Annotated in this window: 2 protein-coding genes; both read right to left on the bottom strand. The window is 40.0% G+C overall.

Features of this window, described 5'->3' with window-relative positions; all coding sequences use genetic code 11:
- Window positions 1-201 precede the first annotated feature (201 nt).
- Window positions 202-516: a hypothetical protein gene (locus tag PQQ36_RS22425; protein ID WP_193783858.1), complete on the bottom strand. Its 315-nt coding sequence runs from the start codon at window positions 514-516 to the stop codon at window positions 202-204.
- Window positions 517-648: 132 nt separating this feature from the next.
- Window positions 649-1,143: a GNAT family N-acetyltransferase gene (locus PQQ36_RS22420; protein ID WP_225471024.1), complete on the bottom strand. Its 495-nt coding sequence runs from the start codon at window positions 1,141-1,143 to the stop codon at window positions 649-651.
- Window positions 1,144-1,241: the final 98 nt, after the last annotated feature.

Genomic DNA, 1,241 nt, shown 5'->3' with positions numbered 1-1,241 from the left:
TAACTAAGGGTTGAGATGAACTAGAAAAGAACATTTCCAAATACTCCGAAACCTAATTTAATTTTGGTACTAACGCCCAATTAAGGGGTGAACAACGCCTCCACCCAACCTAAAGCATTGTGCCATAAGCATTAATTTTGAAGTAGAAGCAAAAATGCCAAGCGTTGTGAATCCCTCTTAAATTGTTTGTTATACAAATGGTTAATTGGATTCTGCTGTCTCTTTAAAGACTAGTTTAAGAGGTTTAGCTAAAGAGTAAATCCACAAACCAAATGCTACAAAGCACCACATAAACAATGCTAGGGAAAAACTAAATATTGGCCACATTGCTAATGCTAGTAACAGACCTGATACACCCGTTACTGGAGTTTCTTCCCACTTTACAGTCTCCGCACCAAATATGGATGCGATGCCACACATCAAAAAGAAAACAAAGAAGCTTAAGCTAAAGCCGATAAAGAGCATTTTGAAAAGAGACCTTTTCGATATTTTCTTAACTGTAATTTCCATTTTCATCCCTGTATTTGTATAACGCCCAATTAAGGGGTGAGCAACGCTACCAACCAACCTAAAACATTATGCCATAAACACTAAATTTGAAGTAGAAGCAAAAGTGCCAAGCGTTGTGAATCCCTCTTAAATTGCTTGTTATGTGCGTGCTAAACGATAGCGCCTTACTGTGCCTTCATTGTCATCTGTATAGTTACCCAGATATTCACCACCGCAGTTTTCTATAACCTTTTGAGATGCTGGATTATCAATTGAACAGGTAACAATAACCGAGTCAGTTATAACATGGTCACGCACCCAAGTCAGGAGAAATGAAGCAACACCTTTGCCTCGAACTGATGGTTTAGTCTCGTAACCAACATGTCCTATTACATTCTCTACGTTCGCATTTGTCCCAGTACGAACTCGAATAGCACCTAGGATTTCAGAGTTTGAAATGCAGTAGTACGTTGTACTTGGCAAATACCCATTTGGTAATTCGGACGTTGCCTTAGACCGCTCAACCAAACCTGACAAATAGGCTTCAGGGTTTAGCTCAACATTTTCGTATTTGGGGATACCCGAATCGAAGCATTCTTTCGCATAACTGGCTAACATTGGAGCTAAATCAGGGCTAGCTTCCACTACTTCCATGTCTATTTTCCTCTAAAGCACATAACGCCCTGTTAAGGTGTGAGCAACGCAATACCGAAGCTACCGCATACCACCTTAAACACTAAACGCAACGCATA

It is taken from the genome of Vibrio sp. CCUG 15886 (genome assembly GCF_028570825.1).
In the GTDB taxonomy this organism is placed as follows: Bacteria; Pseudomonadota; Gammaproteobacteria; order Enterobacterales; family Vibrionaceae; genus Vibrio; species Vibrio vulnificus_B.
This window is presented reverse-complemented; position numbering and strand designations above follow the sequence as displayed.